The 12,461-nt window shown below is 66.7% G+C and carries 15 protein-coding genes; 14 read left to right on the forward strand and 1 reads right to left on the reverse strand.

The genetic code is table 11. The annotated features are described in order from the left end of the window. Positions 1 to 146 precede the first annotated feature (146 nt). The 8 genes from rplS (at position 147) to ACIOTO_RS18120 (ending at position 6,557) form a co-directional block, all read left to right on the forward strand. A complete protein-coding gene (gene rplS / locus ACIOTO_RS18085) occupies positions 147 to 494 on the forward strand; it encodes a 50S ribosomal protein L19 (RefSeq protein ID WP_017830722.1) in 348 nt (115 codons plus the stop codon). A gap of 118 nt (positions 495 to 612) precedes the next feature. After that, complete coding sequence (lepB, locus tag ACIOTO_RS18090; protein ID WP_400858814.1) at positions 613 to 1,335, forward strand: signal peptidase I; 723 nt, start codon at positions 613 to 615, stop codon at positions 1,333 to 1,335. Next, complete coding sequence (locus tag ACIOTO_RS18095) at positions 1,332 to 1,991, forward strand: ribonuclease HII (RefSeq protein WP_400858815.1); 660 nt, start codon at positions 1,332 to 1,334, stop codon at positions 1,989 to 1,991. Before lepB ends, ACIOTO_RS18095 begins: the two co-directional genes overlap by 4 nt. A gap of 63 nt (positions 1,992 to 2,054) precedes the next feature. Next, positions 2,055 to 2,381 carry a DUF2469 family protein gene (locus ACIOTO_RS18100; RefSeq protein WP_017204525.1) on the forward strand — a complete coding sequence of 109 codons (327 nt, stop codon included), beginning with the start codon at positions 2,055 to 2,057 and terminating at the stop codon, positions 2,379 to 2,381. Positions 2,382 to 2,509: 128 nt separating this feature from the next. After that, on the forward strand, positions 2,510 to 2,872 hold the full coding sequence (locus ACIOTO_RS18105; protein ID WP_400858817.1) for a YraN family protein: 363 nt from the start codon (positions 2,510 to 2,512) through the stop codon (positions 2,870 to 2,872). Then, on the forward strand, positions 2,869 to 4,395 hold the full coding sequence (locus ACIOTO_RS18110) for a YifB family Mg chelatase-like AAA ATPase (protein ID WP_400858819.1): 1,527 nt from the start codon (positions 2,869 to 2,871) through the stop codon (positions 4,393 to 4,395). The genes ACIOTO_RS18105 and ACIOTO_RS18110 overlap by 4 nt, the downstream gene beginning before the upstream one ends. Next, positions 4,392 to 5,588, forward strand: a complete 1,197-nt coding sequence (dprA, locus tag ACIOTO_RS18115; protein WP_400858820.1) for a DNA-processing protein DprA — start codon at positions 4,392 to 4,394, stop codon at positions 5,586 to 5,588. The genes ACIOTO_RS18110 and dprA overlap by 4 nt, the downstream gene beginning before the upstream one ends. A gap of 66 nt (positions 5,589 to 5,654) precedes the next feature. After that, the gene (locus ACIOTO_RS18120) at positions 5,655 to 6,557 is read left to right on the forward strand and encodes a tyrosine recombinase XerC (RefSeq protein ID WP_400858821.1); all 903 of its coding nucleotides are present in this window, start codon (positions 5,655 to 5,657) and stop codon (positions 6,555 to 6,557) included. Positions 6,558 to 6,613: 56 nt separating this feature from the next. On the opposite strand, the gene ACIOTO_RS18125 is transcribed toward ACIOTO_RS18120, so the two are convergent. Continuing rightward, a complete protein-coding gene (locus tag ACIOTO_RS18125; protein ID WP_400858823.1) occupies positions 6,614 to 7,138 on the reverse strand; it encodes a murein hydrolase activator EnvC family protein in 525 nt (174 codons plus the stop codon). Between the two features lie 306 nt (positions 7,139 to 7,444). Between ACIOTO_RS18125 and rpsB the strand changes: the two genes are divergently transcribed. The 6 genes from rpsB (at position 7,445) to ACIOTO_RS18155 (ending at position 12,427) form a co-directional block, all read left to right on the forward strand. After that, positions 7,445 to 8,395, forward strand: coding sequence for a 30S ribosomal protein S2 (rpsB, locus tag ACIOTO_RS18130; protein ID WP_029263483.1), 951 nt, complete (start codon positions 7,445 to 7,447; stop codon positions 8,393 to 8,395). A gap of 44 nt (positions 8,396 to 8,439) precedes the next feature. After that, entirely contained in the window at positions 8,440 to 9,267 is an 828-nt protein-coding gene (tsf, locus tag ACIOTO_RS18135; protein ID WP_262000880.1) for a translation elongation factor Ts, read from the forward strand. A gap of 91 nt (positions 9,268 to 9,358) precedes the next feature. Beyond that, the gene (gene pyrH / locus ACIOTO_RS18140; protein ID WP_105709869.1) at positions 9,359 to 10,075 is read left to right on the forward strand and encodes a UMP kinase; all 717 of its coding nucleotides are present in this window, start codon (positions 9,359 to 9,361) and stop codon (positions 10,073 to 10,075) included. Between the two features lie 68 nt (positions 10,076 to 10,143). Next, positions 10,144 to 10,698, forward strand: a complete 555-nt coding sequence (gene frr, locus ACIOTO_RS18145) for a ribosome recycling factor (RefSeq protein ID WP_105668299.1) — start codon at positions 10,144 to 10,146, stop codon at positions 10,696 to 10,698. A gap of 5 nt (positions 10,699 to 10,703) precedes the next feature. After that, on the forward strand, positions 10,704 to 11,849 hold the full coding sequence (locus ACIOTO_RS18150) for a phosphatidate cytidylyltransferase (protein ID WP_400858824.1): 1,146 nt from the start codon (positions 10,704 to 10,706) through the stop codon (positions 11,847 to 11,849). Continuing rightward, the gene (locus ACIOTO_RS18155) at positions 11,849 to 12,427 is read left to right on the forward strand and encodes a DivIVA domain-containing protein (protein ID WP_400858826.1); all 579 of its coding nucleotides are present in this window, start codon (positions 11,849 to 11,851) and stop codon (positions 12,425 to 12,427) included. The genes ACIOTO_RS18150 and ACIOTO_RS18155 overlap by 1 nt, the downstream gene beginning before the upstream one ends. Positions 12,428 to 12,461 lie beyond the last annotated feature (34 nt).

The following is a 12,461-nucleotide window of genomic DNA, read 5'->3' on the forward strand; positions in this document are numbered from 1 at the left end:
GCATCCATGGCAGAATGAGTGTTTGTGCTGTGACCGGCTCTGCCACAGGGGAGCCCGCGGACGTTCGCCGTTCCGTACAGCTCACTCCCTTCTTGTTCCTTTGAATACATGCATGCGACCTGTGGCGGGTGCAGAGAGAGATGATCATGCAGATCCTCGACGCCGTCGACGCGGCTTCCCTTCGTTCGGACATCCCGGACTTCTTCCCCGGTGACACCGTCAAGGTTCACGTCAACATCACCGAGGGCAGCCGCTCTCGTATCCAGGTCTTCCAGGGTGTCGTCATCGGCCGTCAGGGCGACAGCGTGCGCGAGACCTTCACGGTTCGCAAGATCAGCTTCCAGGTGGGCGTAGAGCGTACCTTCCCGGTGCACTCCCCGGTGATCGACCACATCGAGGTCGTCACCCGCGGTGACGTGCGTCGCGCGAAGCTCTACTACCTCCGCCAGCTCCGTGGCAAGAAGGCCAAGATCAAGGAGAAGCGCGACCGCTGAGTCGCAGGTTCTCCACAGCACCCCAGGACACGATGTCCTGGGGTGCTGTGTTCTGTCCCCGGTGTGCGAACCTTGATACCGTCGCGCCAGAGCGGTGTATGACTCGAGAAGGAACCTGATGACTGATTCGCCGGCCGCGCGCACTTCCAGACGACGCGGGTTCCTGGTCTTCCTTCGCGACGTGCTGGTGATCATCGTGATCGCCGCCCTCGTGTCCTTCGTGGTCAAGAGCTTCGTCGTGAGGTCGTTCTACATTCCGTCGGCCTCGATGGAGCGCACCCTTCTCGTGAAGGATCGGATTCTCGTCGACGAGCTGACCCCTCGGTGGACCGACTATGCACGTGGCGATGTCGTCGTCTTCAAGGATCCGGGCGGCTGGCTCGATCCACAGCCGCAGACGCCCGCTCAGCCTCCGCTCGTTCAGGCGGTCGACTGGGTCCTCAACTTCGTCGGCATCTCCGCGACGGACTCGCAGGACCACCTCGTGAAGCGGGTGATCGGTTTGCCCGGCGATCATGTCGTGTGCTGCAACGCCCTCGGCCAGATCACGATCAACGGCGCCCCGATCGACGAACTCAGCTACCTGAACCTCCCCGAGGGCGACACCGCCGCCTCGAACGAGCCGTTCGACGTCGTCGTTCCCGATGACTCGGTCTGGCTGCTGGGCGACAATCGCGATCGATCGCGCGACGCGCGCGCACATCAGGACCTCCCCAGCGGGGGCTTCGTCCCGATGGAGAACATCGTCGGCAAGGCCTTCCTGACGACCTGGCCTCTGGATCGCATGGGACCGATCGACGGCCACCACGGCACTTTCAACGGAGTTCCGGACCCCGAATGACCGTGATCACCCCGAAGCTGACCCTGGAGCGCAAACTCCTGGGGGAGTGCGGCGTGATCATCGCGCTGGATGAGGTGGGTCGAGGCGCACTCGCCGGTCCCGTCGCCGTCGGCGCCGCGATGATGGATGCGGCAGGCGTGCGGCGTCGCGTGCCGGATGGTCTGCGTGATTCCAAGCTCGTGACGGAGAAGCGTCGGCCCGATGTCGCGGCACGCGCCGCGGCGTGGGTGCAGGCCTCTGCCGTCGGCTGGGCGAGCGCCGAAGAAGTCGACCAGGTCGGCATCATGCGGGCCCTCGGACTCGCCGCATCGCGCGCTGTGTCGGCGATCGCTGCGCAGGGGGCTTCGATGGACGAGGCGCTCGTTCTGCTCGACGGGAACCACGATTACGTCTCCCGAGTGCATTCGTCGCCGCTGCGCGTGCGACCCGTCATCAAAGCCGACCGCGACTGCGCCTCCGTGTCTGCGGCCTCCGTGATCGCGAAGGTGGCCCGCGACCTGTACATGGCCGAACTTCACGAGAGCCATCCTGCGTATCAGTGGAATCGCAACAAGGGCTACGCGAGCCCCGAACACCGTGAGGCCATCCGGCGCAACGGACTGTCTCCTTTCCACCGTGCGTCGTGGGCCATCGCCGACGTCCCGACCCTGTTCTGATCCGGACCTGCATCGGCCGGCGATGCCGCGCCTCGTGCGCCGCGACTCTAGGATGGAGTCATCATGGATGAGGAAGCCTTCGACGACTACGACCGCGAGCTCGAGCTGGCACTGTTCCGGGAGTACCGGGATGTGGTGTCGCAGTTCCAGTACGTCGTCGAGACCGAACGCCGCTTCTACCTCGCGAACGAGGTCAACGTCGTCCGACGCGACACCGAACACGATTTCTATTTCGAGATCTCGATGAGCGATGTGTGGGTGTGGGATATCTACCGAGCGGATCGCTTCGTGAAGGCCGTGCGCGTGCTCACGTTCAAGGACGTGAATGTCGAGGAGCTCCAGCGTCGGGAGTTCGAACTCCCGCAGGAACTCTCGCTCGACGGGGAGTGACCTCCGTCGCCACTGTCGACCTTGATGCTGGTCCTCCACACCATGCGGAATCCCTGAGTACTCCCCACCTCAGCGCCAGGGCGTGAGGGCACCTCGCGGGCTACGAGTCTGACCGCGATGCTGAGGGCATGGCAGCAAAAGACGACCTCGGCCGAGCCGGGGAAGAGCGCGCGGCGCAGCACCTGATAGGCAGCGGATACGCCGTGATCGACAGGAACTGGCGGTGTTCGCAAGGAGAGATCGACATCGTCGCCGCGGTAGGCGATCAGCTGGCGATGATCGAGGTGAAGACGAGACGCACAGCAGCATTCGGGCACCCGTTCGAGGCGGTCGATCAACGAAAGCGCCGCCGGCTCTGGCAACTCGCGCAAGCGTGGCTCGCCGCTCATCCCGAGGTGGCTCGTGGGCGCACCGTGAGGCTCGAGGCAATCGGGATCATCGGGCCGGACCCGTTCATGGGGTCGCTCGAGCATCTCGTGGACATCGCATGAGTACGGCCCGGACGTGGGCTGTCGCCCTGAGCGGGGTCGATGGTCATCTCGTCGAAGTCGAAGCCGATCTGTCGAACCAGACGCCCGAGTTCCGGATCATCGGTCTACCCGACAAATCTCTCGCGGAGGCGGTGCAACGGGTGCACAACGCTTGCAAGAATGCCGGGCTCGACCTGCCTCGACGCCGCCTCACGGTCAACCTGTCGCCGGCCAGCCTTCCCAAGCACGGAGCGGGGTTCGACCTCGGAATCGCCGTGGCTGCTCTGGCTGCCGGCGGCTCGATCGAGCCGCGCTCGATCGCAGCGACTGTGCATGTCGGAGAACTCGGGCTCGACGGTCGGATCCGCCCTGTTCCGGGTGTGCTCCCTGCCGTGTTCGCTGCCGCACGTGCCGGGTTCGAAAGGGTGATCGTTCCTCATGCCAATGAAGCAGAGGCGAGACTGGTCCCCGGAGTCCATGTCCGTGCTGCCGCCTCTCTCGCCGAAGTCGCGGTGTGGCACGGTGCCGATGTCGAAGCGCCCGAGGTCGAGACCGTAGACATGGCGTTGGCGTCGGGCGACGCACCGTCAGATCTGGATCTGTCCGACGTCGTCGGCCAGGAAGACGCGATCGAGGCGCTCATCGTCGCCGCTGCAGGTGGACATCATCTGCTGCTGAGCGGGCCTCCCGGCGCAGGCAAGACGATGCTCGCCCGACGACTCCCCGGAATCATGCCGCCGCTCGGGGACCAGGAGGCACTCGAGGTCGCCTCCATACTCTCGCTCAACGGGGATCGGGTCGTGACGCTCGGCCGCACACCGCCACTGGAGGCCCCGCACCACAGTGCATCCGTCGCGGCGTTGGTCGGCGGTGGGTCGCGCGCTGCTCGGCCCGGAGCTATCGTGCGGGCCCACTGCGGCGTGCTGTTCCTCGACGAGGCGGCGGAGTTCTCTCGCGCGGCTCTCGACGCGCTGCGCCAGCCGCTCGAATCGGGAGTCATCGAGGTGCATCGAGCGGGGTTTACGGCGCGCTTTCCCGCGAGGTTCCAGCTGCTGCTCGCGATGAATCCGTGTCCGTGCGGAAATCATGGCGTCAGGGGTGCCGAATGCGTGTGTCCGCCCATGGCGATCCGGCGGTACTCGACGCGATTGTCGGGACCGCTCCGCGATCGGATCGATATCGACCTGCACGTCGCCCGGGTGGCCGCGTCGTGCGCGACGGACGAGCGGAGGGCGAGAACCACGACGGCGCGGGCGAGGGCCCGGGTCCTCGCGGCGAGCGAGCGTGCGGCGGAACGGTGGAAGAGCACGCCGTGGCGGCGCAATGCCGATGTCCCGGGAACCTGGCTCCGGCAGGGGGCGCTGCGACTCTCCGTCGCGACTCGATCGCCACTCGATCGCGCGCTGGAGCGCGGGTCGTTGACACTGCGGGGCTATGACCGAGTGCTCAGAGTCGCGTGGACCATGGCCGACCTGGCAGACATCGACCGGCCCGGCGCCGAGGAGATCGGCAGGGCGCTGCTCCTGCGGAGAGGACTGTCATGAGGATCGACGAACTGCAGTACGACCCCGAGACCATCGCAGCGGTCCGTCGCATCCACGAGGGTGATGCCGTCGCGGAGTGCGTGGCTCGCGCAGCGTGGAGCGTGATCGCCGAACCCGGTGATGCCGACGCAGGTGCACTGATCGAGGCCCTGGGCGCTGGCGATGCATTGTCGGCGGCGCTGGGAGATGGTGCGTCGCTGATACGCTCCGGTGCTGCGAGCGGGCGGGCATCTCGGGCGCTGTCAGAGGCCAGAGCACGATGGCGTCTTCGGGCGGATCCCCGCGCGGTGCGGCAGGCTCTCCGCAGCGCGTTCGATGTCGGCGCGCAACTGGTAGTCCCCGGCGACGCGAACTGGCCCGTGAGCCTCGATGATCTCGGTCCCCACGCGCCGAACGCACTGTGGGTGCGTGGGCATGCCGATCTGCTCGTGCGCGAGCCACGCGTGTCGATGGTCGGAGCACGGGCCGCCAGCAGCTACGGCGAACACGTTGCGGCGGAACTCAGCGGGGATCTCGCCGCCAGGGGAGCGGTGGTCGTCTCCGGCGGTGCATACGGGATCGATGGTGCTGTACACCGTGCTGCTCTCGGTGTGGGTGGCGCGACCGTGGTCTTCCTCGCCGGCGGAGTCGACCGCGCCTATCCGATGGGTCATCAGAGGCTCCTGCAGCAGATCGCGGTGGAGGGGGCTGTGGTGAGTGAACCGCCGTGCGGCGCAGCCCCGACCAAGTGGCGCTTCCTGGCGAGGAACCGACTTATTGCCGCGCTCGGGCAGGCGACCGTCGTGGTCGAAGCGGGGTGGCGCAGCGGCTCGTTGAACACCGCTGGTCATGCGGCGACGCTGGGTCGTCCGCTCGGAGCCGTTCCCGGGCCGGTGACATCGGCATCTTCCGCGGGGTGCCACCGACTGCTCCGGGAGTACGACGCGCAGTGCGTCACCTCGGCACGTGAGGTACGAGAGCTATGGGGGTCGATCGAACAACGGGCGGGCGAGGGCGAAGAGCACGACCCGAATCGCACACGGGTCCTCGATGCCCTGAGCGCGAGGTCCAGGCTCTCGGTCGAGGAGATCGCCCGCAGGTCGGGCCTGTCGCCGGATCGCGTGCGCTCATGCCTCGGGCTGCTGCATCTGGACGGGGATGTCTCCGTCGACGAACGGGGGTGGCACCGGGCGCGCGCGTCGCGGACCGAGTGAGAGGCATCCGCAGACACATCGGCGAGGCTGAAGAGAGGACGCGGCGCGCGGCGGCAAGCTGAAGTCATGGATCTCGCGGTCGCCACTGAGGCGTTCGTCGGTCACCTGGAGCGGGTGCGTCGACTCTCGCCGGCGACCGTGAAGGCGTACCGGTCGGACCTTCGAGACCTCCAGGCGTCGGCAGTCGGCGTCACGCTCGAAGAAGTCGACCTCGAGGTGCTCAGAGATTGGCTCTGGCGAGCCACCCAGCGCGGCGACGCGAGATCCACGCTCGCGCGGCGAGCTGCGGCCGCCCGATCATTCTTCAGCTGGGCGCACGAGCAGGAGCTCGTATCCCACGACCCGAGCCTGCGGCTGATCGCGCCGAAGAAGGGACGCACACTGCCCACGGTGGCATCCCGCGAAGCCATGTCGGGCCTGCTCGATGCGCATCGCGATGCGGCCGAGACAGGGGATCCGATCGCTTTGCGGGATCACGCCATCCTCGAGCTGCTCTACGGTTCCGGCATCCGTGTCGCCGAACTGTGCGGGCTGGATGTCGATGACCTCGACCTCGACAGAGGAACGGCCCGCGTGCTCGGGAAGGGAGCCAAGGAGCGCGTGGTGCCGTACGGCGCTCCGGCGAGGGCTGCGCTCGAGGCGTACCTCCGTCGCGGCAGGCCCGTCCTGGTGGCGAGGGCGCGTAGCTTCTCACCGGCGGTGATGTTGGGTAGCCGTGGTGCCCGGATCGGCCCCCGAGCGGTATACGAACTCGTCGCCAGGGTGCTGGCACCGATCGTCGGTGCGGAGACAATCGGCCCGCACGCTCTCCGACACACGGCGGCCACGCACCTTCTCGACGGTGGTGCAGACCTGCGGGCCGTCCAGGAAATACTCGGCCACGCCAGCCTCGGCACGACCCAGATATACACGCACGTCTCGGCCGAACGTCTGACCGCGACCTACCGGCTGGCACATCCTCGGGCGTGACGTCGGGAGCGGCCTGCTTGAGCCGCTTGGGCTGCGGGAGCCATGGTGGGGCGGGATCACAGCGGGTCGCAGCAGGGGAGCAGGATGGCCCGAGGGGGGTCGCCGAAGAGCAGCATCGGATTGATGTACGTGCCGTCTCGTCGTATGCCGAGGTGCAGCGCACCCGCCGGGGTATGACCGCCAACGTCGACGAATCCGATCTCCTGCCCGACCGACACCGCGTCCCCAGGGTCGAGCGTCGTCCGGAGTGGTTCGAAGGTGCTGACGAGGCCGCCGTCGTGCTCGATGGTCAGGAGCGGCCGGTCCACGACGGTCCCGCGGAAAGCCACAGTGCCATCTGCGGGGGCCGTGACCACCGCGTCGATCGAGGCGTCCATGTCGACTCCACGATGACCGGCGCCGTACTCGTGCGCCGGAGCGCGAAACGGCTCGACGACCTCTCGATTCCCGGCGAGCGGCCAGCGCCAGCGCGGTAGGTCCGCTGTGCCGCCCGAGGCTGCCGAGGTATCGGGTGCGCACAGGGCGAGCGCAACGAGCACGGCGATGGCCGTGCCGGACGTCGTTCGGAGCAGAATGCGCATGCGGGTAGTGTGACGCCTCCTCGGAGCGGTCAGATGGACGACTCGGCCCGTTCGATGGAGCGCGTGGATGACTCCGGCGGGGCGTTGTCGGTGCAGGGTGAGTGACGTCGCTGCGTCCTGTATGCTGGGGGAGCACCTCGATATCGGGGTGACTACGCGTGCCCAAAGCGATTCAGATCGCGGCATCCACTCCCACAGGTCCTGTTCCTCGAACAGGCGGGCGTGGGCCGGGCGCCAGGAAGTCCGATCATCCGATCGGCTTGCAACCTCAACGGCGCAGGAACGCGCCAGAACCAGGAGACGACCATGGCTGTGGTCACCATCCGCCAGCTGCTCGACAGCGGCGTGCACTTCGGACACCAGACCCGTCGGTGGAACCCGAAGGTCAAGCGCTTCATCCTCACCGAGCGCAGCGGCATCCACATCATCGACCTCCAGCAGTCGCTCGGCTACATCGACAAGGCCTACGACTTCGTCAAGGAGACCGTCGCCCACGGTGGCACGATCCTCTTCGTCGGTACCAAGAAGCAGGCGCAGGAGATCCTCGCCGAGCAGGCGACGCGTGTCGGCCAGCCCTTCGTGAACCAGCGGTGGCTCGGTGGACTCCTCACCAACTTCCAGACGATCTCCAAGCGTCTCGCACGTATGAAGGAGCTCGAGGAGCTCGACTACGAGACCCCGGCCAACAGCGGCTTCACGAAGAAGGAGCTCCTGCTCAAGAAGCGTGAGCTCGACAAGCTGCACAAGTCGCTCGGCGGTATCCGCAACCTCACCAAGACGCCGTCGGCCATCTGGGTCGTCGATGCCAAGCGCGAGCACCTCGCCATCGATGAGGCCAAGAAGCTCGGTATCCCCGTGATCGGCATCCTCGACACCAACGCTGACCCGGACGACTTCCAGTACCCGATCCCCGGCAACGATGATGCGATCCGCTCCGTCTCGCTGCTGACGCGCATCATCGCCGACGCCGCGGCCGAGGGCCTGCAGCAGAAGCACAACCCGGAGACGGGTGACGCCGAGCCGCTCGCCGACTGGGAGAAGGAGCTCCTCGAGACTCCCGCCCAGGAGGTGCAGGAGTCCGCTGACGCCGCCGAGGTCGTGACCTCCGACGATGAGGCCGCCGTCGTCGAGACGCCTGCTGCTGACGAGACCGCTGCCGATGAGGCCGGTGCGGAGGCACACGACGAGGCGATCGCCGCCGCTTCCGGTGAGGAGACCGCTGAGGTCGCCGCCGCCGAGGCTGCCGACGCCAAGTAATCCCCTCGTTCACACACACCTAACGAAGCAAGGAGCCACCACACATGGCCAACTTCACCATCGCTGACCTCAAGGCGCTGCGTGAGCAGCTCGGCACCGGAATGGTCGACACCAAGAAGGCGCTCGAGGAGGCTGACGGAGACGTCGCGAAGGCCACCGAAATCCTGCGTCTCAAGGGTGCGAAGGGCAACGCGAAGCGCGCTGACCGTTCGACCAGCGAGGGACTGATTGTCGCTCGCGAGCAGGATGGCGCTGTGACGCTCATCGAGCTCGCCTGCGAGACCGACTTCGTCGCGAAGAACGAGCGCTTCATCGCGCTGGCCGACAAGGTCGCCGACGCCGCCGCAGCGGTCAAGGCCGACTCGGTCGACGCCGCCCTCGCCGCCTCCGCCGGAGACAAGAGCGTCGAGCAGGTCATCTCCGAAGAGGCCGCGATCATCGGCGAGAAGGTCGAACTGCGCCGCGTGCGCACGATCTCGGGCGACAAGGTCGAGGTCTACCTCCACCGCACGAGCAAGGACCTGCCGCCGCAGATCGGTGTCGTCGTCGCCTACTCGGGTGAGGATGCCGAGACCGCGCGCAGCATCGCCCAGCACATCTCCTTCGCGAACCCGTCGTACCTGTCCCGCGAGGACGTGCCGGCGGACGCGGTCGAGAAGGAGCGCGAGATCGTCACTGAGATCTCTCGCAACGAGGGCAAGCCGGAAGCGGCTCTCCCGAAGATCGTGGAAGGCCGCGTGTCTGCGTTCATCAAGCAGGTCGCCCTGCTCGAGCAGGACTACGCCAAGGACAACAAGCTCTCTGTCGCCCAGGTGGCGAAGGACGCCGGTATCACCGTGACGGACTTCGCGCGCTTCAAGGTCGGCGCGTAGCAAGGTCGAAGGGGTTCGGATCGCATGATCCGAACCCCTTCTTCATGCCCACGAGGCACTATCTTGAATCGGGACGAGAGGACACCCACCCATGAATGAACGCACCGGACGCCGACGCGTCCTTCTCAAGCTCTCCGGCGAGGCTTTCGGAGCGGGGCAGCTGGGTGTCAGCCCCGATGTGGTCTCGCAGATCGCCCGCGACATCGCCGCGGCCGTCGACCGGGTCGAGGTAGCGATCGTCGTCGGTGGAGGCAACTTCTTCCGCGGTGCCGAGCTCAGCCAGCGCGGCATGGACAGGGGGCGCGCCGACTACATGGGCATGCTGGGCACGGTCATGAACGCCCTCGCCCTCCAGGACTTCCTCGAGCAGGCCGGGGCCGCCACCCGCGTGCAGTCGGCCATCTCGATGACTCAGGTTGCCGAGCCGTACATCCCGCGTCGCGCCGAGCGTCACCTCGAGAAAGGTCGCGTCGTCATCTTCGGTGCCGGCGCAGGCCTCCCGTACTTCTCCACCGACACCGTCGCAGCGCAGCGTGCGCTCGAGATCGGCGCGGACGAGGTCCTCGTCGCCAAGAACGGCGTCGATGCGATCTATACCGCCGACCCGAACAAGCACGCCGACGCCGAGCGCATCGAGCGGGTCACATATCGTGATGCGCTGCAGCGTGGCCTCAAGGTCGTCGACTCGACCGCCTTCAGCCTGTGCATGGACAACAGCATGGACATGCGTGTGTTCGGGATGGAGCCTGCAGGCAACGTGACCCGCGCCTTGCTCGGCGAGCCGATCGGAACCCTCGTCACCGCCTGAGCGTGTGACACGGCGGAGCCCACTTCGCCCGATAGAATTTGCAGAACACCCCGACGATAGGAGCCACCGTGATCGCGGACGTCCTCGCTGAAACCACCACTCGTATGAACCGGGCGGTCGAAGCTGCCAAGGAGGACTTCTCCACGGTGCGCACCGGTCGTGCGAACCCGCAGATGTTCCAGAAGGTCCTCGTGGACTACTACGGCACGCCGACCCCGATCGCGCAGCTCGCATCGCTGGCGAACCAGGAAGCACGAACGCTCATCATCACGCCGTACGACAAGTCGGCGCTGAAGGCGATCGAGCAGGCCATCCGCGACATGCCGAACCTCGGGGCCAACCCGACGAACGACGGCAATCTCGTCCGCGTGACGATGCCCGAGCTCACGGCTGAGCGTCGCAAGGAGTACGTCAAGCTCGTCAAGACCAAGGCTGAAGACGCGAAGGTCCATGTCCGTGGCATCCGTCGCAAGGCGAAGGACGAGCTCGACGCGCTCAAGAGCGAGCTCGGTGAGGATGAGATCGCTCGGGGCGAGAAGGAGCTGGACGGCCTGACGCGCCAGCACGTCGACCTCATCGACGACGCGCTGAAGCGCAAAGAGGCCGAACTCCTCGAGGTGTAGTCGGGATGTCTGACGAAACGCGAGACGCCGAGGAGGGCATGCCGCCGACGCGTAGAGACGCGCGTGATGGCACGCCGCTCGACGGCGTCCCACTCGCGGACGCCGCCTTCCCGACGTTCGATGCGGAGACCATTCCGCCTCGTCCACCGCTGCCGGCGTCATCCGCCGGTGCGGCGCCCGTCGTGGCCGTGCCGCTCGACACAGCCGACCACAATGCGATCCGGGAGCAGTGGCGGGCCGCGCGGGACGAACTCGAGAACCATGTCTCCCATGCACGCGATCAGATCGATCAGGCGAATGAACGGATAAAACAGCGCACAGGGCGGGACCTCGTTCTGGCGATTCTGATCGGTCTCGCGTTCGGTGCGGCGCTGCTCGGATCGCTGCTCTTCGTCAAAGCGCTGTTCGTTCCGTTCGCTCTGGCCGCGGCGCTGCTGGGGGTGTACGAACTCTCTCGGGCTCTGCGGGCCTCCGGCCGCCGGGTCGATGTCGTTCCCCAGCTGGTCGCGGGCGCCTTCCTCGTGCTCTCCGCGTACTTCGCAGAACCGTGGCTGTCCTGGGTCATGCTCTTCGTGGCGGTCGCGTTCGTGATCGTGTGGCGACTCATCGCCCAGATGGTGGTGAAAGACGGCCGTACCTACGGTGACGTCCTCGCGGATGCGGTCATCGGCGGTTTCGTCCAGGTCTACGTCCCGTTCCTCGCCGGCGTCGCCCTCATCCTCCTCGAACAGGAGGGTGGCCAGTGGTGGGTGCTCAGCTTCATCGCCGTCGCGGTCGCCGCCGACACGGGGGCGTACGCGGCGGGTCTCGCTTTCGGACGCCACCCGATGGCCCCGAAGATCAGCCCCAAGAAGACCTGGGAGGGATTCGGCGGCGCTGTCCTCGCTTCCCTGGTTGCCGGCGTGCTGCTCGCCATCTTCCTTCTCGAACTGCCCTGGTGGGCGGGCCTGATCTTCGGCGCGTCGATCCTCCTGTCGGCGACGCTGGGCGATCTCGGGGAATCCATGCTCAAGCGCGATCTCGGCATCAAGGACATGAGTTCTTGGCTTCCCGGGCACGGCGGTCTTCTTGATCGGCTCGACAGCATCCTGCCCTCGACGATCCCGGCACTCTGCCTCTACTTCCTCCTCTCTCCCTGGGTGGTGCTGTGATGAACGAAGACCAGGTCGCCGAGCGAGCTGCCGATGCCTCGCCGGCGTTCGCGCTGACGTCCGGGCGCCAGCGTGGATACCACCGTGCCGCTGTCGACACTTTTCTCGCGTCTGCGCGACGAGCGTTCGAGACCGGTACCGACGATCTGGGCGCCGACGATGTGCGCGCGGCATCCTTTCCGCTCGTCAAGGGCGGCTACGTCGTGGCCGACGTCGATGCGGCTCTCGGTCGCGTGGAAGACGCTTTCGCCGCGCGCGAGCGCGAGCGTGTGGTGCGAGCGCAAGGCGCCGAGGTCTGGGTCGAACAGGCGCGAGCAGACGCGCAGACGATCCTGGATCACCTGGCCCGGCCTCGCCGCCGACGCTTCGCCCGCACCGGTGTCCTCACGTTCGGCTATCGCATCGACGAGGTCGATCATGTCTCGACCAGGATCGTCCGCTACCTCCGCGATGGAGACCCGCTCTCCGCCGAGCAGCTGCGTTCTGCCGCGTTTCGCATGCAGCGTGGCGGCTACCGTGAAGAGCAGGTCGACGCACTCCTCGACGCCACGATCGACGTCATTCTCGCCGTTCGCTGAGTTCCTGATGGTCGACTCAGGCGCCTTTGCGTAG

Source organism: Microbacterium sp. NPDC087592, assembly GCF_044743585.1.
In the GTDB taxonomy this organism is placed as follows: Bacteria; Actinomycetota; Actinomycetes; order Actinomycetales; family Microbacteriaceae; genus Microbacterium.